The 22,054-nt window shown below is 35.9% G+C and carries 22 protein-coding genes; 18 read left to right on the top strand and 4 right to left on the bottom strand.

The window, feature by feature from the left end:
- Nucleotides 1–10 precede the first annotated feature (10 nt).
- The 7 genes from FEU33_RS14075 (at nucleotide 11) to FEU33_RS14050 (ending at nucleotide 6,838) form a co-directional block, all read left to right on the top strand.
- A complete protein-coding gene (locus FEU33_RS14075) occupies nucleotides 11–850 on the top strand; it encodes a MetQ/NlpA family ABC transporter substrate-binding protein (RefSeq protein ID WP_146550119.1) in 840 nt (279 codons plus the stop codon).
- A 256-nt stretch (nucleotides 851–1,106) separates the two neighbouring features.
- Nucleotides 1,107–2,495, top strand: a complete 1,389-nt coding sequence (locus FEU33_RS14070; protein WP_146550118.1) for an LLM class flavin-dependent oxidoreductase — start codon at nucleotides 1,107–1,109, stop codon at nucleotides 2,493–2,495.
- A gap of 342 nt (nucleotides 2,496–2,837) precedes the next feature.
- On the top strand, nucleotides 2,838–3,503 hold the full coding sequence (locus FEU33_RS14065; RefSeq protein WP_146550117.1) for an HAD family hydrolase: 666 nt from the start codon (nucleotides 2,838–2,840) through the stop codon (nucleotides 3,501–3,503).
- Nucleotides 3,504–3,663: 160 nt separating this feature from the next.
- A complete protein-coding gene (locus tag FEU33_RS19330) occupies nucleotides 3,664–3,798 on the top strand; it encodes a hypothetical protein (RefSeq protein WP_280524864.1) in 135 nt (44 codons plus the stop codon).
- Between the two features lie 495 nt (nucleotides 3,799–4,293).
- Nucleotides 4,294–5,139, top strand: coding sequence for a DNA damage-inducible protein D (gene dinD / locus FEU33_RS14060; protein ID WP_146550116.1), 846 nt, complete (start codon nucleotides 4,294–4,296; stop codon nucleotides 5,137–5,139).
- 196 nt (nucleotides 5,140–5,335) lie between these two features.
- Nucleotides 5,336–6,304: an L-lactate dehydrogenase gene (locus FEU33_RS14055; RefSeq protein ID WP_146550115.1), complete on the top strand. Its 969-nt coding sequence runs from the start codon at nucleotides 5,336–5,338 to the stop codon at nucleotides 6,302–6,304.
- A gap of 285 nt (nucleotides 6,305–6,589) precedes the next feature.
- Nucleotides 6,590–6,838: a hypothetical protein gene (locus tag FEU33_RS14050; protein WP_146550114.1), complete on the top strand. Its 249-nt coding sequence runs from the start codon at nucleotides 6,590–6,592 to the stop codon at nucleotides 6,836–6,838.
- 500 nt (nucleotides 6,839–7,338) lie between these two features.
- Here the strand turns inward: FEU33_RS14050 and FEU33_RS14045 are convergent, their stop codons facing one another.
- From FEU33_RS14045 to FEU33_RS14030, 4 genes are all read right to left on the bottom strand, one after another.
- Nucleotides 7,339–8,553 (bottom strand): MFS transporter, encoded by a 1,215-nt coding sequence (locus FEU33_RS14045; RefSeq protein ID WP_146550113.1) that lies wholly within the window; start codon nucleotides 8,551–8,553, stop codon nucleotides 7,339–7,341.
- Nucleotides 8,550–10,484, bottom strand: a complete 1,935-nt coding sequence (locus FEU33_RS14040; protein WP_146550112.1) for an FAD/NAD(P)-binding protein — start codon at nucleotides 10,482–10,484, stop codon at nucleotides 8,550–8,552. Before FEU33_RS14040 ends, FEU33_RS14045 begins: the two co-directional genes overlap by 4 nt.
- A 354-nt stretch (nucleotides 10,485–10,838) precedes the next feature.
- A complete protein-coding gene (locus tag FEU33_RS14035) occupies nucleotides 10,839–11,042 on the bottom strand; it encodes a 2-hydroxymuconate tautomerase family protein (protein WP_146550111.1) in 204 nt (67 codons plus the stop codon).
- Between the two features lie 2 nt (nucleotides 11,043–11,044).
- The gene (locus tag FEU33_RS14030; protein WP_186731434.1) at nucleotides 11,045–12,259 is read right to left on the bottom strand and encodes a YbfB/YjiJ family MFS transporter; all 1,215 of its coding nucleotides are present in this window, start codon (nucleotides 12,257–12,259) and stop codon (nucleotides 11,045–11,047) included.
- A gap of 122 nt (nucleotides 12,260–12,381) precedes the next feature.
- Between FEU33_RS14030 and FEU33_RS14025 the strand changes: the two genes are divergently transcribed.
- From FEU33_RS14025 to FEU33_RS13970, 11 genes are all read left to right on the top strand, one after another.
- Nucleotides 12,382–13,272 (top strand): LysR family transcriptional regulator, encoded by an 891-nt coding sequence (locus FEU33_RS14025; protein WP_146550110.1) that lies wholly within the window; start codon nucleotides 12,382–12,384, stop codon nucleotides 13,270–13,272.
- A 529-nt stretch (nucleotides 13,273–13,801) separates the two neighbouring features.
- Nucleotides 13,802–14,203 (top strand): VOC family protein, encoded by a 402-nt coding sequence (locus FEU33_RS14020; protein ID WP_146550109.1) that lies wholly within the window; start codon nucleotides 13,802–13,804, stop codon nucleotides 14,201–14,203.
- 741 nt (nucleotides 14,204–14,944) lie between these two features.
- Nucleotides 14,945–15,994, top strand: coding sequence for an FMNH2-dependent alkanesulfonate monooxygenase (gene ssuD, locus FEU33_RS14015; RefSeq protein ID WP_146550108.1), 1,050 nt, complete (start codon nucleotides 14,945–14,947; stop codon nucleotides 15,992–15,994).
- A 229-nt stretch (nucleotides 15,995–16,223) separates the two neighbouring features.
- A complete protein-coding gene (locus tag FEU33_RS14010; RefSeq protein WP_186731433.1) occupies nucleotides 16,224–16,646 on the top strand; it encodes a GNAT family N-acetyltransferase in 423 nt (140 codons plus the stop codon).
- A 14-nt stretch (nucleotides 16,647–16,660) separates the two neighbouring features.
- On the top strand, nucleotides 16,661–17,437 hold the full coding sequence (locus FEU33_RS14005; protein ID WP_146550106.1) for an ABC transporter permease: 777 nt from the start codon (nucleotides 16,661–16,663) through the stop codon (nucleotides 17,435–17,437).
- An 11-nt stretch (nucleotides 17,438–17,448) separates the two neighbouring features.
- A complete protein-coding gene (locus FEU33_RS14000; RefSeq protein WP_146550105.1) occupies nucleotides 17,449–18,483 on the top strand; it encodes a taurine ABC transporter substrate-binding protein in 1,035 nt (344 codons plus the stop codon).
- A 15-nt stretch (nucleotides 18,484–18,498) separates the two neighbouring features.
- Nucleotides 18,499–19,302 (top strand): ABC transporter ATP-binding protein, encoded by an 804-nt coding sequence (locus FEU33_RS13995; protein WP_146550104.1) that lies wholly within the window; start codon nucleotides 18,499–18,501, stop codon nucleotides 19,300–19,302.
- 277 nt (nucleotides 19,303–19,579) lie between these two features.
- Nucleotides 19,580–19,855 (top strand): hypothetical protein, encoded by a 276-nt coding sequence (locus FEU33_RS13990; protein ID WP_146550103.1) that lies wholly within the window; start codon nucleotides 19,580–19,582, stop codon nucleotides 19,853–19,855.
- The gene (locus FEU33_RS13985) at nucleotides 19,836–20,219 is read left to right on the top strand and encodes a retropepsin-like aspartic protease (protein ID WP_146550102.1); all 384 of its coding nucleotides are present in this window, start codon (nucleotides 19,836–19,838) and stop codon (nucleotides 20,217–20,219) included. Before FEU33_RS13990 ends, FEU33_RS13985 begins: the two co-directional genes overlap by 20 nt.
- Nucleotides 20,220–20,459: 240 nt before the next feature.
- The gene (locus tag FEU33_RS13980) at nucleotides 20,460–20,882 is read left to right on the top strand and encodes a hypothetical protein (protein ID WP_146550101.1); all 423 of its coding nucleotides are present in this window, start codon (nucleotides 20,460–20,462) and stop codon (nucleotides 20,880–20,882) included.
- A 216-nt stretch (nucleotides 20,883–21,098) separates the two neighbouring features.
- Nucleotides 21,099–21,692 (top strand): TetR/AcrR family transcriptional regulator, encoded by a 594-nt coding sequence (locus tag FEU33_RS13970; RefSeq protein WP_146550100.1) that lies wholly within the window; start codon nucleotides 21,099–21,101, stop codon nucleotides 21,690–21,692.
- Nucleotides 21,693–22,054 lie beyond the last annotated feature (362 nt).

Here is a 22,054-nt window from a genome sequence, read left to right as displayed (position 1 = left end):
GAGATAAATAATGAAAAAAAGCCTACTTTTATTGACTTTAATTATTGCATTAATATTAGGTGCATGTTCTAGTGGTAAGAATAATGCAGGAACTTCAAATAACCACCAATCTTCAAAAAAAGATAAAACAATTTCTTTGATCGTATTTGATAACCCTGCATATGTTGAAGCAACTAAGATTGCCATACAACAGGCAGCAAAGCTAGGTTATCAATTAGATGTTAAATATATGAATGATATTATTCAGCCAAATGAAGCAGTAAATGCAAAGGAGGCATTTGGAAATTGGTTTCAGCACAAGGCCTACTTAGAACAATATAATTTAGATCATCATACGGATTTAGTCCGAACTTTTGATATATACATAGATGTTGCTGGTCTATATTCTACAAAGCATGATTCGATCGATGATATCAAAAAGAATGCTGTTGTGGCAATTCCTGTAGATCCTTCTAATAATGGTCGTGCTTTATTTATGCTAGAAGATTTAGGATTAATTAAATTGAAAAAAGGTGTAAAAGTAACAGAGGCATCATTATTAGATATTAAGGAAAATCCTTTACATCTTCGTTTTAAAGAGGTTGATCAATTGATGCTAAGCAGAACAATTGATGATGTTGATTTAGCTTTCGCATTTGCTTCAACACTTTCAACTGGCAAATTAGACAGAGCTAAACAGATAGTGGTTGAAAAAAATACTAAAGAAATCGCTCCTTATATGGAGACTATTGCAGTTCAAAAGGATAGTGTAAATGATCCTAAAATAGAGATATTACGTAAAGCTTTTCAAAATGACAAAGTAAAAAAAGCTTTTGAGAAGAATTTTCCAAATGTTATTTTAGGGTGGTAATCATTTACCTGAATTAGATAATCAAAAAATTTTTCAACAATCTAGTTTAGTTCATGTTAATAGAAAATGAACTTGAACTTTTAGAATGTAAGTAACAAGCAAAGGATAAGTTGAGATCGGCTACTTGCAAAAGCCTGATTGGTTCAATTCATACACAGTGGAGGATGAAAACCCTCACACGATGTGGAGTTTCTCTTCATTAATCGTTATAAAATTGCTAGTTATAAAGTGAAAAATACGTTTGGAGGGAATATATATGTCAAACAAAAAAAGAATTTACTTGAATGCATTCGATATGAATTGTGTTGTCCATCAATCACCTGGTTTATGGAAGTATCCAGGTGATCAAGCAGATCAATATAATACAATTGATTATTGGGTAAATTTAGCGAAGGTTCTGGAAAAAGGATTTTTTGATGGCATTTTTATAGCAGATGTTATCGGTATTTATGATGTATATAAAAATGGAAAAGAGACAACCATTCGTTCAGCGACACAGGTTCCAGTGAATGATCCGATTTTACTTGTTTCAGCAATGGCACATGCAACAGAACATATTGGATTTGGTATTACAGCATCTACAACTTTTGAGCATCCTTATACATTTGCACGTAGAATGTCGACGGCTGACCATTTATCTAAAGGAAGAGTGGCATGGAATGTCGTGACATCCTATTTAGAAAGTGGAACAAAAAATATTGAGATTGGCGATAAATTCCAGCATGATGAACGTTATAATATTGCTGAAGAGTATATGGAAGTTGTTTACAAACTGTGGGAAGGCAGTTGGGAAGACGGAGCAGTTGTAAAAGATAAAACAAATGGTGTGTTCACTAATCCTAATAAAGTTCATGAAATTCAACATGAGGGAAAATACTTCAAAGTACCTGGAATTCATTTATGTGAACCTTCCCCACAAAGAACACCGGTCATTTATCAAGCGGGTAGCTCCAATAGGGGAATTCAATTTGCAGCTAAGCATGCAGAATGTGCATTTATTTCAGTTCCAACAAAAGAACCTGCTATTCAATATGTAAAAAGTCTCAGAAAAGAAGCTGTAAAACAAGGTAAAAATCCACAGGACATAAAAGTACTAGCATTAGCTACTGTGATTACAGGTAAGACAGATGAAGAGGCACGGCAAAAGTACGAGAAACTGTTAAGCTATATAGATTTAGAAGGTGCATTATCATTATTAAGCGGATGGACGGGCATTGATTTTTCACAATTTGATCCAGATGAGGAAATCAAATATGTTGAAACGAACGCCATTCAAGGGGATCTTTCTGTATTAACAGAAGAAGTTAGTGGACAAAAATGGACACCCCGTAAAGTAGCCAATTTTGTTGGAATTGGAGGTTTAGGGCCTGTATTTGTTGGTTCGGCAGAGACAGTGGCAGACTTATTGGAAAATTGGATAGAAGAAACAGATGCTGATGGGTTTAATTTAGCTTACGCAACAATACCCGGTACATTTGAAGATATTGTAGAATATCTTATTCCAGAATTGCAAAAAAGAGGACGATTTAAAACTTCTTATAAAGAGGGAACTTTACGTGAAAAGTTAGACTTAAATGACGGACCATATATGCACTCAACACATCCCGCTTACCAGTATAAAAAACTACATCAGGAAAATCATTGATTGTTAGAACAAAACATTCTTAATACAGAGAAAATATATTATGTAGATGTTTTTTTAAGCTACATTATTTATATTATTTCTTCAATCCTACATAAAAGCTATTATGTCTGCTTTTATGTAGGTTTTTTTGTGAAATAAACTGTAATATTAATCAATAGGGGATTTTGAAAGATCAAAAGCTTTGATTGATAAGGTATATGATCTAAATTAAGGTAAAGTCGAAATTTATTTTTCTTACAACCGATTAGTTTTTTTGCCTATACACATGTTGTTGTGATCAACATTAAGGTTTTGGTTTTTGAATATATGCAAAGCAAAAAGAAAGCTAGGGGTGGATTGCAAATGATAAAGGCAGTTTTGTTTGATTTAGATGGTACTTTATTAGACCGTGATGCTTCAGTACTGAAATTTATTGACAAACAATATGAAAAATTGATTCGATATGTTGGGCATATTTCCAAAGAAAAATACATTTCTAGTTTTATAGAATTAGATTGTCATGGTTATGTTTGGAAAGACAAAGTGTATCAACGAATGGTGGAAGAATTTAGAATAATCGATATTACATGGAAAGGATTACTAGAAGATTATTTGGAACATTTTAAAAATAATTGTGTTTCTTTTCCTAATCTAATAAAAACCTTAGAGATGTTAAAGAAGAAGTCTATCAAATTGGGGATCATTACAAATGGGAGAGGTCAATTTCAGCTTGATAATATAATGGCGCTAAGTATTGAGAAGTATTTTGATACTATTGTAGTGTCGGAATGGGAAGGTTTAAAAAAGCCAGACGCAAGAATATTTGAACGAGCGGCAGTAAAACTTAATATAAAGACAAACGAGTGTGCTTTTGTTGGGGATCATCCTGCAAATGATGTGAAAGCGGCTCAAAATGTGGGGATGATTGGAATATGGAAGGAAAACGATCAGTGGAAGAATATAAATGCAGACTATATTATTAATGATTTAACAGAGATACCTATTATTATTGAAAAATTGAATACATAGATTCAAATTGAAAATAAGAAAGGCACTAGGAAAAAGCTTATTAAAAAGCCAATCCTCTATATACATAATGAATGACAGAGGGAATGTATGACTTTTTTATCCCGCGTTAATGAGCAGCAAGACCCTCACCTCAAGGTTTAGAGAAAAACGAGAAAGATAGGTGGGGATCAACTCCCATACAAGTCCGATTGGTTCGGACCAACAAGATGTTGGTCACTCAGGTGTTGCCACAGGACGTGGCGCTTTTAACCTGAGTTCCTCTAGCTCTGTGGGGGATGAAAAAAAACCCCACTGATGGAAGCTTTACTTTATAAACGTGGAAGAAGGCTACTTCAATACTTCAATAATATAAAATCTATTTTATAAATCATAAACCTCTTCCTGATTGTTTTTAAAACAGAAAAGAGGAGTACCTCTCTTGAATATAGAATTGGAGTGAGTAACAATATAAATCCTGAGATCAATTAAAATCTCATTTTCCTATGATCAAAGACGTTGAAAATCCGATTAATATCAAATGTGTTGATTATGAAAAAATTCTGAAAAGATTGCGGAATTTGCGAAAACCGTAAAATATTTGATTAATGCTCCTATGTTACAATAGTAGATAATCAAAGAAAACAAATATACCTTGATTTTTTATGATATGTAAATCCTTGAAGGAAGAACCAATTGATTGAAAAATATGGCTAGCACTTAGTATTTAGAATAGGTTTTAATAATTGGAAACATAGATAAAAAGCATCTGAACGAGCGTGGATTGCAATAATGATAAGGGGGATGATTTCATATGCCAGACATTGAAAAATACAATGATCAAACATTTGAGCACTATAAGCAAATAAACGAGTTCGGAGGAGATTTTTGGTATGCGAGAGATTTGCAAAAAATCCTTCAATACAAAGAATGGAGAAATTTTAAAAGAGTAATTGATAAGGCAAAAGTTGCTTGTAAGAGTAGTGGGATGGAGGTTGCTGATCATTTTGTTGAATTTAACAAAATGACCGATTTAGCTAAAGCTACAAAACGGCAAATCGATGATTTCATGCTATCTCGTTATGCCTGCTATTTAATCGTACAAAATGCAGATCCGAGAAAGAAAATAGTAGCACTTGGTCAGACGTATTTTGCTTTCCAAGCTCGCAAACAGGAATTACAAAAGCAATTTGAAACATTAGATGAAGATAAAAAGAGACTAGCTATTCGTGAAGAACTAAGAGAACATAATAAATCACTAGCAAGGACTGCCAAAAATGCGGGGGTTGAAACATCAATTGACTACGCTATTTTCCAAAATCATGGATATAGAGGATTATATGACGGCTTAGGAGCGAAAGAAATTCGTCAACGAAAAGGTTTACAAAAGGGTCAGCAGATCTTGGATTATATGGGGAGCACAGAACTTGCTGCTAATCTTTTCCGAGCTACACAGACAGATGAGAAGCTAAAGCGTGAAAACATTCAAGGTAAGGAAAATGCCAATCAAACGCATTTTGAAGTAGGAGCAAAAGTAAGGCAAACGATTCAAGAGCTTGGTGGAACAATGCCAGAAGATCTGCCGACGCCTGGTACAAGCATTCAAGAAATTGAAAAATTGGAACAAAAGAAGCGATTGGCAGATAGAAAGAAAAAGTAAGAATGCTGCCGATGAAATGAATGGATAAAACCAATAAGCTCTGCGTTTCAAAAATTATACTATCATTTTTCTAAAAAATCAGATGATTCTAGCGGAGGACAATCATTTTCTTATGGTGTGAGCACTAGATGCGACAGGAGAAACGCCCTTTAAAAAATGAGTAGGGATCAAAACATATTTGAGAGAAGGATTTGTAATGAAAAGAAATAAGTTAGTCATTGTAGGATTGGGTCATGTAGGCTCTTATGTTTTAGCAGATGCGATGAAATTGGGGCTTTTTGCAGAAATAGCTGTTATTGATGCTGATAACAATGTTGCTTATGGAGAAGCACTTGATCAAGCACATGCAACGGCTCTTACTTATATGTCTAATACGACAGTACATGCTGGAGATTATTCTGAATGTGAGGATGCGGATGTGATTATCTGTGCTGCTGGTCCAAGTGTACTAAAGAGTGAGGAAGATTCGATGCCAGACAGAGCACAATTGGCAGCTGTTAACGCAGAGGTCATTCGTGAAGTCATGACTGGTATCACAAAATATACGCAAGATGCCATTATTATTTTGATCACAAATCCATTAGATACGATGGTTTATATAGCAGAAAATGAATTCGATTATCCGAAGGGCCAACTATTTGGAACTGGGACAATGCTTGATTCTGCACGTCTTCGAAAAGTTATTGCAACCAATTATAATATTGATCCAAAAAGTGTGACTGGTTACATGATGGGGGAACACGGTCATACGGCTTTTCCTGTTTTAAGTCGTTTAAATGTACAAGGGTTCGGAGAAAAAGAATTAGATCAAGTTTTTAAAGGGAAAGAACCTTTGAGTCGAGAAGGCATTAAAAAGCAAGTAGTAAAAGCAGCCTTTGATGTGCTAAATGGTAAAGGCTGGACAAATGCGGGTGTTGCGCAATCTGCTGTAACGTTAGCCAAAGCGGTTATGCTAGATGAACGTAGTGTGTACCCTGTATCCACAACTTTACACGGACAATATGGCTATGATGGCGATGTTGCTTTCAGTATGCCATGTATTATTGGTAAAAATGGTGTAGAACAACAATTAGAAGTTCCACTTGATGACCAAGAATTAGAGTGGCTTCATCAATCTGTTGAATATATTAAAGAAGCGATGAAAGTAGCAAAGACAGGAAAGTAAATTCATCATCAAATAATAGGTAAGTTTCCCTGTATCTTTCCTTATTCAAAAATAAGAAAATCACTTTGCTTCCATTAAATGCCTGTCCCACCAGAGATGGATTTTTCCAACAAAGGGGGACAGGCATTATTATTAAAAAAGGTTATGACACTTTATAAAGAATATTTTGAAAATTTTGATATATTTAAAAACTATCATTGAATTAGCTTTTTATAATAGTTATCCAAAATTTTGAAACTTTTTATCATTTCCATTCGTAGTAATGTTGAGAAAGGAGGAGTTCAGTTGAAAAAGAGTCTATTGTTTGTAGGGATTTTTGCGGTAGCATTTATTGTAGTACAATTTTTGATGGGAATATTATTAACCATTTTCTATAAACCAAACGCAAGCACTTCAGGAAAAGCTATCTCCAATCTATCTTCTCAAGTTGAATTTGGAGATGTTCATACAGTTCCATCATTAGTGATTGCTTTATTGGCATTAGGAATTGCCTATGGAGTTACAAAACGATTTGGAAAAAAGACCGCTCATTAATGGGCTTCTGACAAAAAAGAACACGCGTGTTGATTTCACAAAAATTAGGAGTACCTGCTGGGTGTAATTTTTGAAAAACCCTGTATTTTTAGGAATATTTATATAGATCTTCGCTGCGGCTTGCTCGAGTCCTCGAAAATGCATGCGCATTTCCTTCGTGCGGTGTGGATTCAGAAAGTCAATTCAATGTCCCGCGGGAAAAGCGAATAGATGAGACCCCGCAGGAAAGCGAGTAAGCCTTCGCTACAATCAACGAATCTCCCTATTTTTATGGATTATATTGGATAATCAACATACCCGAAAAAAGAGTTTAGTTGGTCTTATAAACATGGCTTCATGACTAACAACATCCTGTCGACTCGAAGCCATTTAACGCATGCCAAGTCATTGGATCTGGAGAGGAAATCAATATCTTAATAGATAAAATTGATTTACCAATATACTTCATAAAATAAAAAGTTGGAACCTCTCAATTGACTACGAAAAGTTCCAACGAGAAATTATTGTATTTTTCCAAGTTCAATATTTTTAACTTGAGGGGAATGCTCTCTAGGTTCTAATTTATAGACTAGTATGACGGAAAGCAAAGCCAGTGCTCCAGCAACTGTCATTGTAAACCACGCTACGGAAGATCCGAAAAAAGTAAATATCCATCCAAATAACAGCGGGCCTAATGCGGCACCAATGGAAACGCCCATTTGGCTAACAGAAGTTGCCTGCCCCTCATATCCAGGATAGGATTTTCCTGTTACATAATGTAACAGACCTGCCCATCCCCAACCAGCTCCATACGCTAGAAGAGCACCTAAAATTTGTCCAATCCATGAGGAAGTTGCCAATAAGCTTGTCCCGAGCATACCAAAAACGAACATTCCAGCTAGTAGCTTTTGCGGTGATACCTCAGACTTATCTGTTATAATTCCTGCCATTATCCGTACGATAACGCTTGCCATTGCGGCTATTGCAGCTATTACACTGGCGTGAGCTAACGAAATTCCATTGGAAGAAAGAGAAGAAATCAGGAAAGCTCCTAAACTATTTCCAATCATTGCACCAAATGCACCGCAAAAAGCTAATAACAGCAGATGCGGATTAAGCGGCAAGGATTTTTTAGTTTTATATTTAACTGGCGGTTGAACTGTTTTATCGGAAAATGAATATTTGATCATGATAAGACTATAAATCAACAAAAGGATAGATATAATGGCAAATATATTTCTCCAACCAAACGGTATAGCTAGTAGCGGCACGGTAATGCTACAAAAAAGTGTGGCAAGAGGTATAGACGCTTGTTTTAATCCAAAAGCGAATCCATGAATACGATGATCGCATTTTTGAACGATCAACGTATTTGTATAGGGTTGACTATAGCCATATACTAGTCCTCCGACGAATGCTCCTATCCATAAACCTATTTGTGGATAAACATATATAATTCCCAATGCCAATGATGTTACTAAAAGAGAAAAATTTAACTTTTGTTGAATAAAAAAATGGTTATTCGTGCGTTTACTGATATAGGCCCCTATTATGGATCCTAACCAATATAAACTAAAGACAAAGGCTATCTCATTTGCCTTTATATCTAAATCCTTACGAATAAGATCATTCGTCGCTCCAGGAAGAAATATAGGCGTTGATGTTACAATGGTTATAAAAGCGACATTTCCTGCCTGTAGAAATCCCTTTTTTGGTTTATAAAGCTTGGTTGTCATTTTGATATTAACTCCAGATTATCTACTTTTGTTGATAGACCTAAGCATGATCGAGCAATTGCATCAGATTCCATTAATGTAACTGAATTGACTCCCGGGCGTATCCCTGCTGCTGTTACCCAATGGACACCTTCAGTTGGAATACCAAAAACAAAACGATTTGGATTTGGGGTACCGTTGCTATTTACTAGTTTATTAGGGGGCTCTGTTACCGTAACCCCTCCTGTAACATATTCAGTACCGTCAGTATTCAGAATAGTAAATGGTTTGCATTGATTTGTTTTTAACAAATAAGCTAATAAGGGATCCTTACTTTTTAATAAATCAAACTCTGGTAAACGTGCCTCTACCAAAGCATTTACTTCTATTTTTTCATCAGGCAATACTGTGGAATAAGCTAAAAACTTGGAATTTTCAGTTTTTTCAACTTTTAAATCTGGTCCCAATAATTCCAAGACGCCGGATTCTAAAAGAGCAATCATTTCTTCAATTCGAGAAGCAGGAGGTCCAATAGATAAAAACGCATTGATAGGAGTATACCATTTTTTTACATGGTTTTCATAAGAGTCTCCAATCACCCCACCATGATTAACAAGTAATCTAACTTCATTTCTTAGATCTCTCATTACATCTAGTGCAGCTTTTAATGGTCCGGAAACATTTCCTTTTTTAGCCTCGATAAGGTCATTTTTTAGATAATCGATCAGCCACTCATTATACTCATCCTGATTATTAAAAGTTAAATTTTTATATGGAAATAAAAGCTTGTCCCAATTCCAATAATCAGCTTCTTCTATAGCATATGCTTTCAATATACTTCTTTCTTCTTCACTATTCCCAAATGCATTTTTGTATTCATTTATAAAACGTTCGGCTGTGCAATCACATTGGTCGGCTTTAAGCATGGTGGCATAGTACACAGTTTCCACTTCTTTGGCTACCAAAGGCCATATTTCATCGTAAAAATTAATTTTCTGTCCATTATCCACTTTTTTACGAAAATTTTCAATGACTTCCTCAGTAATGAACAAAGGATTATGTCGGATGGCTACGCCTTTTTCATTTTCACCACGAGCATGGTAAGGAATTCCACGTCTAGAACCTGCATAGAGTTTCGGTTCATTGCCTGATTTTTTATATTTTAATTTTCCATTTTCACGTGTAAAAGCTCCACCACGTCCTACTGTAAACAAAGCCATATAATCAAAAAAGTTTAATCCGAGTCCTCTTAATAGAACGGGTTCATTTTTATTGATGGAATTTAAATCAACATCTGCGGGATTGTTTGTTGGGATATATATAAGGTTGTTTTTATTAGCAAAATGAATAAGATCATTTTCTTCTTTTGACTCTTTTATATCTACATGTCCCAGAGCAAGAATCACTTTATCTATGATCAGAGGATTCACTTCATTTTCTAATAATAATACCTGTTTTCCTTCATTATTTTCGTCTAAAGATACGGCCTTAGTATTGTACAAGGAAATCTTTACATTGGTTGGTGCGTTTTCAATGACGTAATTAAACACCCACTTGAGATAGCATCCATAGAAAGCTCTCGTTGGATATGAATCTGGCTCAAGTCTTTTGGCTTCCTCAAAGATTGTACGATCATAATCTTTTTCAGAGCTAAAAAATGTGATCAAGCGTGCCCAATCATAAAGGCTTGGACCATCATTAATAGGTCCGCTGCAATCTACACTAGAATCTGTAAATAAGGTGATTTGAGAAGCAACCGTATTCATCAATAAGCACTTGGATTGATCGGTTCTCCATACCTTTCCTGCTCCAAATGAATAAGGGTCAACTACGCATATTTCAATGTCTTGTTCAAGTTTGTTTTCGGCAATATTACTAATTAATCGTTCTAACACAGATAAACCTCTTGGTCCTATACCTATAATAGCAATCTTTAAACGATCATTTGACATAAAAGCACCTCATCTTCGTCTTATTTACTATTTGTATTATGGAAATCAAAATATTCAGAATAAAATATGGGGGATTCAGTCAGACAAAGGTAATATTGCTACCCTTATCTCGTATTAAACTGGCAGTATGCGCCCCACCATACCTAAGAATGATGGGGTCCCAACTGCTAGTAAAAAACTCGATTAGTTCCGAAGCGCAGACATTGTCACAGAAAATAGTGATCTGGGCTTGTGTTCCTTTTACTATCAGTGGTGATGAAAAGAAAATCTATATCAATAGAAATTTCACTTTTCAATGCTAGGGAGGCGGATCCTTATGATATTGTCCGTCTATGGACGAATAGTTTATTTATATCATTGTCCATTTTGTCTACGGACGGTGATGGTTTCTCCAGCGATACCCCAATTATCTGTATTCACTTCATCAACAACAACTACTGTTGTATTGGGGTTTTTATCAAGCACATCTACTAATAATTGAGTTGCACCTTTAATCAGTAAGGCCTTTTTTTCTGGCGTAACATTTTCATTTGTAATTTTAATATTTACATATGGCATATTTATTCCCTCTTTCCCTGTAATTCTTCATAGTTTATAGGCTGATTTTCATTGCCTGTTTTTCTTTCAAATTGAATGCCGCTTAGCAGCAATAAGCCGCCGACTAAAACTACGCTGGAAGCTCCTATTAAAGCAGAATTATAGCTTTTGGTGTAGGATGATAAAACGCCAGCAATAGCTGGTCCAACCATTTGTCCTATAGCATAAATGGCAGTAAGATATCCTATGATCTTGCTGCTATTTGATGGGCTCATTTGACGGGCAAGTGTTGTGGCAAGTGTAGTAATCCCCATAAATGTAGCCCCAAATAATAAAGCACTTATGAATAAGCCATTTTTAGAGATTAGAAAAACAGGTAGTGCGATCCCAATCGATTGCAATAGCATTGCAACTATTAAAGATTTTATAAATCCCCATTTTTTTGCAAGAGATGACCAAATGATACATGAAGGAATTGCAGCCACTCCCACTACTAACCAAACTAGAGTAGCATTGCCATCAAAGCTGGATGTTTTCTCTGCAATGGATACGATAAAAGTGCCCGTGACAATATAACCTAATCCTTCTAGTCCATAAGCTATGATGAGCCAAGGAATCCACTTTGTGGGGGGAACCTGTATAGAAAGATCTTGTTGAGTTTTTGAAACAGCAATGGGAGAGTTATCTTTCAACCAAATCCATACGAAAAGAGTGAAAATGGCGCTTATGATGGCTAATCCTATCCATGCACCCTCCCATTTGAATGCACGATCTAAAGAGGGAATGATTAAACTGGTTAAAAAGATTCCTGTTCCTACTCCTCCATAGAAAAGTCCTGACCAGTTTGTCTTATTTTTAGCAGCAAGCTGATCTAGTACGATACTAGAGGCTAAAACAAAGACAAAAGAACTAGCTACACCTGAAAGAAAACGTAGTACATACCAAAGAAAATAAGAATGGAATATGCCCATACATGCAGTAGTGATAATACTAACGATTAGACTGAATCTTAAGGAGACCGCCCGATGATTTTTTAGTGGGATAACTCCTGCTAAAACGGCTCCCAATAAATATCCTGCATAATTACTGGTGGCCAGGTAACCAGCAACTGCATTTGAAAAAGAGAGGTCATTTTGCATCAACGGGAGAATAGGCGTATAAGCAAATCGGCCAATTCCCATTGCAATGACTAAAGACAATATCCCACCAATTAAAAAAAGAAATGGTTTTCTATCCAAATATTCACCTCCTTTAAAAATTTTACAAATCTATAATAGCCTTTTTTTGTTATATGGTATAATACATAAAACCGATACCTGCTATCAGTTATTTAGATAGCACAAAAAAAGGGGGCATTTCAGTGGATTTACAAGCTTTGAAAATTTTCAAATCTGTTGCAGAGCTTGGGAGTATTTCTCAGGCTGCACAAAAATTGAATTATGCTCAATCTAATATCACTACGCGTATTCAACAATTGGAAACATCATTTGAAACGACTCTATTTTTTCGACATCACCGAGGCGTTACCTTAACTGCTAAAGGGAAAGTATTATTAGCATATACAGAAAAAATATTTCGTCTTATAGATGAAACGAGCAAAGTGATGAAAGACCACCAAATACCAAGGGGCCCTCTCATTATCGGATCTATGGAAACGACTGCTGCTGTCCGATTACCATCCCTACTTTCAAAGTATCATCATGATTATCCGGAGGTAGAGCTCACATTAAAGACTGGACCTACTGAAGAAAACATCCAAGGGGTTTTGAGATATGAACTTGATGGGGCATTTGTAGCTGGTCCTGTTGAACATTCTCATCTTATCCAGCAGACAGTGGTAGAGGAAGAACTGGTACTTATAACCGATACCGTCCATCCCCCTTTGTCATCGATTAAAGATATTCAGAATCGAACTCTTCTAGTATTTCGTTCGGGCTGCTCTTATCGGGCCAAACTGGAGCAATGGCTACATCAGGAAGGGATAGTACCTAATAAGACGATGGAATTTGGTACATTGGAAGCGCTTCTTGGTTGTGTATCTGCTGGTCTTGGGATCAGCTTGCTGCCTTTTTCGACTGTTGAGCCATATGTCCAACATGAAAAGATCAGATATCATTCTATTCCAAGCATGTTTTCAACCGTAGAAACGGTATTTATTTATAGAAAAAATGAATTTATGAGTACAGCATTTATAAAATTATTAGATATGTTAAATGAAAACATGATGAAAAAATCGATTATCACTATTTAAAATTAGAATCAGGTATATTGGTTATCTAATTTTTCCTATTTGAATATAGATGATTCGCTGATTTCCGCTACGACTTGCTCGCTTTCCTGTGGGCGGGCGCTGAGCCGCTTCGGGGCAATAGGATGTTGGTCACGGAATCATTGCCACAGGACGTGGTGTTCTTAGATTCCGTTCCTTAAACCGCTTGTGCAGGGTCTAAAGCTTCTTCGCTTTTTCCACGGGACATTGAATTTACTTCCTGAATCCACACCGCACGAAAAAAATGCGTATGCATTTTCGAGGAGTCGAGCAAGCCGCAGCGAAGATCCATATAGATAGGAGTTAATTACAGGAAGTTTTTCACATTTATACGCACATATTTATTCTGATTTTTTTTCTAAATCAACATGCCTATATGAAGTTTCCTTTGTTAGGTTAAATTTTATGAGTTCGTGCTAGATCAACACGGACAAAAGTCAGTTGCTAGTAGAAATAATATCATCATCTGATTGTACGATCGGCAAAGTAGGATAGAAGGGAGTTATATTCATTGGCAGAAGGGCTGATTCATCATATTGAACTATACGTTTCTAATTTAAAGGATTCTGCTAATTTTTGGGGCTGGTTTTTAGAAAAATTGGGGTATGAACGTTTTCAACAATGGGACAAAGGACAAAGCTGGAAAATCGGAGACACGTATATTGTTTTTGTTCAAGTGGAAGAGAGGTTTATGGATATTCCTTATCATAGATGCAGAGTAGGCTTAAATCATTTAGCATTCCATGCACGTTCACGTCAACAAGTGGATGAGATGACAAATATGTTGAAGAAAAAAGGGGTAAAAATCCTTTATAGTGACCAGTATCCATTTGCTGGAGGAAGAGATCACTATGCAGTTTACTTTGAAGATCCAGATCGGATAAAAATCGAATTAGTAGCACCTTCACCTTAGATCGGATTTTCAAATGTGTTGATGAAGAAAAAATCTTATATTTTTCACTTTTAATCAACATATCTGATTTTTAAAAACCTTCATTTCACTATTCAGTATTTAAATAATAAAAATCCAAAAACATACTTGACCTATAAGAATTATATAATATAAAATACTATTAGTAGAATAATAATAAGCTGATTAGACAACTAAAGGCTTCCTGAATCTTTTGATTAGGAGGTCTTTTTTTATTTTCATCCAGCAACAAGCGTGTTGATTATCCGGTTTCCCATAAAATATAGTGTATTGCTCATTTCCGCTACGGCTTGCTCGCTTTCCTGCGGGCGAACGCTGAGGGCAACAGGATGTTGGTCACGGAATCGTTGCCACAGGACGTGGCGTTCTTAGATTCCGTTCCTTAAATGGCTGCGCTGTGGGGGTCTTAACTGTTCGCTTTTCCAGCGGGACATTGAATTAACTTCTTGAATCGGCATCGCACGAAGAAAATGTGCATGCATTTTCGAGGACTCAAGCAAGCCTTCGCTTCAATCTACATGAACGGGGCAAAAATACATGTTTTTTAGAATTGTGCTAAAATTATCACTTATTTTTTCCTAATCAACACGCCTGATTCAGCAAATATTTTTGGAGCGAAAGTAAAATGTTAGTCATAAAAAGATGCCATCTCAATAGATAATGAGATGAATATGAATCAATCAGTAGGTACCAAGCGCCCACTGAACTAAAGGAGGAATTTTAATGGACATTCTATGGTTTATGCCGACATCAGGTGATGGGCGATATATTGGTACGGAAAAAGGTAAACGTGAAGTCGATTATGGATATATGAAACAAATAGCGATTGCAGCAGATGAACGTGGATATGACGGTATATTAGTACCCACGGGAAAAACTTGTGAAGATGCTTGGGTGGTTGCTTCATCTCTTATACCATATACCAAAAAATTAAAATTTTTAGTTGCTTTACGACCAGGCCATATATCTCCAACAGTGGGGGCACGTATGACTGCGACATTCGATCGTTTGTCTGAAGGTCGCTTGCTCATCAATATAGTAACAGGTGGAGATCCAGTTGAGTTAGCAGGAGATGGACTTCATCTAGATCATGATGAACGTTATGAGCAAACGGCTGAGTTTTTAGATATTTGGAAAGGTGTGATGGCAGGTCAAAGTGTCGATTACAAAGGAAAATATTTTGATATCGATCAAGCATCCTTACTATATCCGGGTGTCCAAAAACCATATCCGCCGTTGTACTTTGGAGGGTCTTCAGAAATGGCCCATCATATTGCAGCGGAGCATATAGACGTTTATCTGACATGGGGAGAACCTCCTGAAAAAGTAAAGGAAAAGATTGCAGATGTTCGTGCAAGAGCACAAAAGATTGGCAGAAAGGTTCGTTTTGGTATTCGTTTGCATGTCATTGTTCGTGAAACAGAAGAAGAGGCTTGGCAAGCAGCAGAAAAATTAGCAGAGAACATTGAAGAAGACGCTATACAAGCAACACAGGCAGTTTTAACACGTCAGGATTCAGTTGGTCAGCAACGTATGACGGCATTGCATCAGGGTTCGAAGCGTTCACTAGAAGTAAGCCCAAATCTTTGGGCAGGCATCGGATTGGTGAGGTGGGGAGCAGGTACAGCACTAGTGGGAGATCCTGAAATCGTGGCTGAACGTATTCGTGAATATGAAGCACTTGGGATCGACACGGTAGTACTGTCCGGCTATCCACATCTAGAAGAGGCACATCGAGTAGCTGATCTATTATTCCCGTATTTAAAGAGATAAAGTGAACCTCCATCAGTGTGGGGTTTCTTCATCACCCACTGAAATAGAGGAACGGAAGTGAAAAACGCCACGTCCTGTGGCAACACCTGAGGGACCAACATCTTGTTGGCCCGAATCAATCGGACTTTAACGGGCAAGTGATCCCCCATCTATCTTTCTCGTTTCTCTCTCTAAATATTGTGATGGGGATATACTGCCCGTTAAAGCGGGATAAAGGAGTCATATGAAGATGTTTTTTCAAGAAATAGATATCCAACAACAGCAAAATGAATATTTTCCTTTATTGCAGCAACTGTATCCTTTTTTGATAAAAGAGGATTTTGAGGTTTTGATTGAACATATGCTTGATGGCGGGTATAAGCTGATTGGATTGTATGATCATAGCAAGTTAGTAGCAATTGCAGGAATTTCTATTGCGTTTAATTTATATGATGGGAAACATTTGTACTTATATGATTTAGTTTGTGATGAAAATTATCGGTCGAGAGGCTATGGAAAAAGAATGGTGGAATATTTAGAGCATACTGCGAATGAAGCAGAATGCAGTAGCATTGTTTTATGTTCAAAATTTGAGAGAGTCGATGCTATTCGTTTTTATACTGAAAAATTAGGATTTAAAAAAACAAAATACGTAATAGAGCGAAAACTTTAGAAAGTGGCGACAAGATGAGAGAAAGAAAATATCTAATAAAACTAGTTTCCTTAGTATCTATCTTTATCTTTTTCCTTATTTGGACATTGATTACACATTTTAAACTTGTAAGCCCAGTGTTTATTCCTTCTCCTATTTCGGTTTGGAAAGCTTTTGTCGATGTTGTACAAAATGGTTACAAGGGAAACTCGTTGTTTTCTCATGTTTTTGATAGTTTATATCGTTTATTTACAGCTTTTTTATTGGCACTTATAACAGCCATTCCATTGGGGTTGTTGAGCGGTTCAGTAAAGTGGATACGTGCGATATTAGATCCTTTTATCGAATTTTACCGACCATTACCGCCACTGGCCTATTACACACTGCTTGTTTTATGGCTAGGGATTGAGGATGTTTCAAAAATCGCATTACTTTATTTAGCAGCGTTTGCGCCACTTTATATTGCAGCGATGTCGAGTGTTCAAAAAATTCCACAGGACCGAGTCAGGGTTGCTTATTCACTTGGAGCAAATAAATGGAATCTATTTTCAAAAGTAATCTTTCCATCTACGTTACCAGATTTATTCACTGGCATTCGAACAGCAATTGGATTTACATACACAACATTGGTTGCTGCGGAAATGGTAGCTGCAACTACAGGCTTGGGATGGATGGTGCTTGATGCAAGTAAATTTTTAAAAAGCGATTATGTGATAATGGGCATCTTTATAATGGCTATTTTGGCAATGCTATTAGATGCAGTTGTCAGAAGCTTAGAGAAAAAATTAGTACCTTGGAAAGGGAAAGAATAGGAAGTGTTTTGATGAAAAAGAATATTTTCATAGTATTTATATTGGTGTTAGTGCTTGTTATGAGTGCTTGTTCAAACACAAAAAGTAGTAATGGCAACAAAGAGGGAAAAGAGAGTGGAACAGCAGATTATCCTGAAAAAGTGACAATTGGTTATCAAATCATTCCCAATGCGGAATTATTGGCGAAAGAACTTAAATTAGTAGAAAAAAAGTTTCCGAATACAAAAGTGAAATGGGTTCAATTCGAATCTGGCCGCGATGTAAATACAGCTATGGCTTCAGGCGATATTGATTTAGGGTTGGCAGGAACAGTCCCTGTTGTAACGGGGATTGCAACTAATTTACCATATCAAATATATTATATTCATGATGTGATAGGTGAAGCAGAATCATTAGTGGTGAAAAAAAATCTAAAGATTAAAAGCTTCGAAGATCTAAAGGGGAAACGTTTAGCAGTCCCATTTGGCTCTACAGCTCATTTTAGTTTACTAAAGGCTTTAGACAGTAATGGTATCAATCAAAATGAAGTGAAAATTTTAGATATGCAGCCACCAGATATTTTGGCTGCATGGAAACGTGGCGATATAGATGGAGCGTATATTTGGCATCCTACATTAGGCAAGATAGAAAATACAGATGGTCAAGTATTAACGACATCTAAAGCATTAGCGGATAAAGGAATTATCACAGCAGATCTTGGCATCGTTAACAAAAAATTCGCGCAAAATTATCCAAAATTTATAGCAGATTATAAAGATATTCTGGATCAAGCTATTGCAAAATATAAAGAAAATCCAAAAGAAGTAGCACAATCATTAACAACTATATTAGGTGTTGATGAAACTGAAATTTTAAATCAAATCAAAGGATTAATCTGGATCGATTCAAAAGAACAACAATCTTCAAAATACCTTGGCACAGAAGATAAAAAAGGAGATTTAGCAAAGGTTTTAGAAGATACAGGAAAATTCCTAGTAGACCAAAAAATAATTACATCAAATCCAAAACTATCAGCTTATCAAGAAGCTATTTATAGTGGAAAGTAATGAATGAGGGAGTGAATGGGCTTGGTGATTGCTCCATCTGAACAAACCAATGAAATGTCACGAAATAAAACATTGATTCAACTTCGCGATATACAGTTGGTGTATGGCGTAAAAAAATCAACTAGAACAGTGCTGGACCATATAAATTTAGATATTCAAAATGGCGAATTTGTTTGTGTACTGGGTCCTTCCGGTTGTGGTAAAACATCTCTTTTGAAAATCATCGCAGGATATGAAAAACAAACTGCTGGAAATATTCTTATCGATGAACAACCACATCCTGGACCAGGGCCCAATATCGGCGTAGTGTTTCAACATGCAAATTTGTTCCCATGGCTTACAGTTGAAAAAAATATCAGCTTCGGTTTAAAAATGAAGAAAATATCTAAAATTGAACGAAAAAAAATAGTAGAACAATATATTCAGATTGTCGGTTTAAAGGAAGCGGCGACCCTATTGCCTCATGAGCTATCCGGAGGAATGAAGCAAAGAGTTTCCATAGCTAGAGCACTCGCTCCTAATCCAAAAATTATTTTAATGGATGAACCTTTTGGTGCGCTTGATTCTATTACAAGGCAGTCATTGCAAAACGAATTGCGTCATATTTGGCAGCAAACGAATAAAACAATCTTTTTTATAACACATGATGTGGATGAAGCAATAACATTAGGAAGCCGAATAATTGTTTTGAATGGCAAGCCAGGCAGAATTGTATTAGATGAAAAAAATCCACTCGTTAGCAACGATGATATTGATTGCCGAGAACTAGATGGTTATAAAGAATTCAGACATAAACTTATTCTGAAACTTGAACAATAGATAAGGTTAGGATTTGGATATGTGAAGTAATTCTTAGAGAAAAATTTGGAAGATGAATTCAGAACCTTTTAAAAATGTCCAATAGCTCATTCTATTAACAAGTGTGTTAATTAGAAAAAATAGTGTGAAAATCGGCTAGCAATGAGACAATTATTCTTATAGATGGACTTTTGATGCGCTTGCTAAATTTCTCAAAATATATGGTTGATTTTTCTATATCTACACCAACATGATATAATCATAAAAAACAATCATGAAAAGAGCGGAGGCGTATGGAATGAACTGGGCAGAAGTTCGTCAACATTTTCCGAATCGTTGTGTCCTTGTGGAGGCTCTACAGGCTGAAACGAAGAGTAATCAGAGAAAGATAGAAGATATGTCAGTGATCGATGACTTTGATAATGGAAATGCCGCTTGGAAAGTTTATAAAAAATTACATGGTGATAATCAGAATCGTGAATTATATATTTTTCACACAAATAATGAAGAAACAACAGTAATTGAGCAATCTTCTATAGGAGTTCACCAAAATAATGAAGTTTATAATGGATGACGGATTACCCATAGTGTCTGCGGAAATTGCATATAATGACAGGAGAATGAGGTTTGATAATCTTTTGATCGATACTGGCTGTGCTTCTACTATTTTAGATACAGATTTAGTTGAGGAAATCGGTCTATTATTGGATCTTGAAAATGCCATAACAAGGAGAATGTACGGAATTGGAGGCACTGAAATTTGTATTGAACAAAATGTAGAGAGCCTTTGGATCAGTGATCTTGAATTGGAAGACTTTCCTATTCAACTAGGGGATATCCGGCATATGTATGGATTCGATGGAATCATTGGCAGTGATTTTTTTGTCAAACATCAGTTAATGATTGACTTTAAGAACATGGAAATTAAAAAGATCTAACAAAATTAATGGGCACGTATGAAAATTAAATTTTATAAGCACATGAAAAAGTTTCTTACGCGATATAAAGAGTCGATTTGGCATTGCTGAATTGACTTTTTTGATGTTTTTAAATGCTTACAACGATTTATATGTAACCTGACTTTACTGCTGACTCCTTGCTTTCATTATCTTGTGATGTTAAAATTTGATTGAATGATCAAAATAAAAAATGGTTAATCAAAAAGGAGATGTTTTTAAATGGAGCAGAAAGTAGATGGCTATAAAAACCTTCCTCGGTGGTTTCAATTGGTAATCCCAATCATCAACATGATTTTGGCAACAATAGCGGCTGCTTATATTAATAATCTTTTTGATCAAAAATCATTGGGGTTTGTACAATGGATGAGAATCGTAATATTTAGTATCATGATAATGCTGTTTTTAGGTTCCACAATTATTTATCTTTTTCATAAAGAATTATCTTGGAAATGGTTTGTTAGTGGTGTGACTTTATTGCCAATCCTATTGATACTTCAACTTGTAGTGCTATTGATTAAAGTCATTAAAACGTTTATTACTTCTATTTTCCAAGGAAGTCTTCCAAAACCACTTCAGCAGTTTATTGAAAATTATCCAAGTAAATTTGATGTAATTATTTTATCCCGCGTTAACGGGCAGTAAGACCCCCACCTCAAGTTTTAGAGAGAAATGAGAAAGATAGGGTGGGGAATCAACTGCCCGTAAAAGCCCGATTGGTTCAGCTAACCATCAGTGGGGGTTGAAGAAAACCCCACTGATGGAAGCTTCACTTTATCTGTTCTTTTTATTATTGGAATTGTGTGGATTATTGATAAACTAAAGAGGAGAAGGAAATAGCAGATAAACGGAGGAATTAATATGGGGGATCAACCATCCTTTATAGCAGAGGCAAGAAGAGAACAAATTATAAAAGCAACGATTGAAACACTCGATGAAATTGGATATGTCAATATAAGCCTTGCGAAGATTGCGAAGAAGGCAAAAGTCAGTACAGGTTTGATTTCGTATCATTTTAAAGATAAGGAAGATGTGATCAACCATACATTAACTTATCTATTAGAAAAACAATTTGAATATATCCAAAAGAGCGTTTCAACAAAGAAAAAAGCGTATGATCAATTGGTTGCTTTTATTGATGCTTCGGTCATTTATCAAGCCACCTATAAACAAAATAATGTTGCGCTGATCGAAATTATTTTTAATGCACGTACAGAAGACAATATTCCTTACTACAAATTGTCAGATGATGAGGAAGATCCATTATATATTTTTTTACAAGATATTTTACGTTATGGACAGGAAACAAAAGAATTTACGGATTTTGATGTGAAAAATGTTTCTGTTATGATACAAGGTGCTATCTCTGAAAGTATGTTGATGAATGATCAAAAATTGAATATACAATCTTATAAAAATGATTTAGCAAAAATGATCATGAAGGTAGTGAAATAAGTTAGTAGGTATGTTGAGAAGGAAAAAATTAGGATAGATGGTTTAAGAGTGATAGGGAAGGATCAACTAATAAAATCCTTTTTTGAAAATTTAGCTGAATCAATTTCATAAATCATTTTCCTCTTAAAAAAATACGAACATTTAATAATAACTAATTTTGATAGTTGTGAAGCGGAAGACGGCGACTCCTCGAAAATGCATGCGCATTTCCTTCGTGCGGTGTGAGTTCAAGGAGGCTTATTCAAAGTCCTACGGGAAAAGCTTGAGCTGAAAGCCCCGCAGGAACGTTTTAAGGGACAAAGCCTAAGTTCGCCACGTCCTGTGGCAACGGCTTCGGGATCAACGTCGTGTCGACCCGAGGA

It is taken from the genome of Rummeliibacillus suwonensis, from assembly GCF_007896435.1.
Taxonomy (GTDB): Bacteria; Bacillota; Bacilli; order Bacillales_A; family Planococcaceae; genus Rummeliibacillus; species Rummeliibacillus suwonensis.
The sequence above is the reverse complement of the archived record's forward strand: the minus strand, read 5'-3'. Positions and strand labels throughout refer to the sequence as shown.

Bases quoted from the DNA above. Each gene is read 5' to 3' on its own strand.
- FEU33_RS13980 (WP_146550101.1), top strand. From the start codon at position 20,460: ATGGAGCAGAAAGTAGATGGCTATAAAAACCTTCCTCGGTGGTTTCAA.
- FEU33_RS14005 (WP_146550106.1), top strand. From the start codon at position 16,661: ATGAGAGAAAGAAAATATCTAATAAAACTAGTTTCCTTAGTATCTATC.
- FEU33_RS14000 (WP_146550105.1), top strand. From the start codon at position 17,449: ATGAAAAAGAATATTTTCATAGTATTTATATTGGTGTTAGTGCTTGTT.
- FEU33_RS14070 (WP_146550118.1), top strand. From the start codon at position 1,107: ATGTCAAACAAAAAAAGAATTTACTTGAATGCATTCGATATGAATTGT.
- FEU33_RS14055 (WP_146550115.1), top strand. From the start codon at position 5,336: ATGAAAAGAAATAAGTTAGTCATTGTAGGATTGGGTCATGTAGGCTCT.
- FEU33_RS14075 (WP_146550119.1), top strand. From the start codon at position 11: ATGAAAAAAAGCCTACTTTTATTGACTTTAATTATTGCATTAATATTA.
- FEU33_RS13985 (WP_146550102.1), top strand. From the start codon at position 19,836: ATGAAGTTTATAATGGATGACGGATTACCCATAGTGTCTGCGGAAATT.
- FEU33_RS14035 (WP_146550111.1), bottom strand. From the start codon at position 11,042: ATGCCATATGTAAATATTAAAATTACAAATGAAAATGTTACGCCAGAA.
- ssuD (WP_146550108.1), top strand. From the start codon at position 14,945: ATGGACATTCTATGGTTTATGCCGACATCAGGTGATGGGCGATATATT.
- FEU33_RS13970 (WP_146550100.1), top strand. From the start codon at position 21,099: ATGGGGGATCAACCATCCTTTATAGCAGAGGCAAGAAGAGAACAAATT.
- FEU33_RS14045 (WP_146550113.1), bottom strand. From the start codon at position 8,553: ATGACAACCAAGCTTTATAAACCAAAAAAGGGATTTCTACAGGCAGGA.
- FEU33_RS14010 (WP_186731433.1), top strand. From the start codon at position 16,224: ATGTTTTTTCAAGAAATAGATATCCAACAACAGCAAAATGAATATTTT.
- FEU33_RS13990 (WP_146550103.1), top strand. From the start codon at position 19,580: ATGAACTGGGCAGAAGTTCGTCAACATTTTCCGAATCGTTGTGTCCTT.
- FEU33_RS14040 (WP_146550112.1), bottom strand. From the start codon at position 10,484: ATGTCAAATGATCGTTTAAAGATTGCTATTATAGGTATAGGACCAAGA.
- dinD (WP_146550116.1), top strand. From the start codon at position 4,294: ATGCCAGACATTGAAAAATACAATGATCAAACATTTGAGCACTATAAG.
- FEU33_RS13995 (WP_146550104.1), top strand. From the start codon at position 18,499: ATGGGCTTGGTGATTGCTCCATCTGAACAAACCAATGAAATGTCACGA.
- FEU33_RS14065 (WP_146550117.1), top strand. From the start codon at position 2,838: ATGATAAAGGCAGTTTTGTTTGATTTAGATGGTACTTTATTAGACCGT.